We start from the raw sequence: 275 nt of genomic DNA, 5'->3' as shown, positions 1-275 counted from the left end.
CGTGAAAAGCGTGAATTGATCGATGTGCGTATCCGTGGAGATCAGGCTGAACGGATAAATGTTGAAGCATTATCAAGTTTGGCTGTACCGACCAGCAATGGCACTACAGTACCATTGGCACAAATCGCGAAACTACAGTATAAGTTTGAAGACGGTCTAATCTGGCACCGCAATCGTTTACCAACCATTACAGTACGTGCAGATATTCGGAGCAAGTTACAACCCGCAACTGTTGTAAATCAAATGGCAGAGAAAATGGATCAGCTTCGCGCAAC

General features: G+C 45.1%; 1 protein-coding gene. It reads left to right on the top strand.

Features of this window, described 5'->3' with window-relative positions:
- The coding region (locus FLQ44_RS21175) for an efflux RND transporter permease subunit (RefSeq protein WP_147695958.1) at window positions 1-275 on the top strand (275 nt) is incomplete at both ends.

The sequence above is a fragment of the Vogesella mureinivorans genome (assembly GCF_007644035.1).
In the GTDB taxonomy this organism is placed as follows: Bacteria; Pseudomonadota; Gammaproteobacteria; order Burkholderiales; family Chromobacteriaceae; genus Vogesella; species Vogesella mureinivorans.
This window is presented reverse-complemented; position numbering and strand designations above follow the sequence as displayed.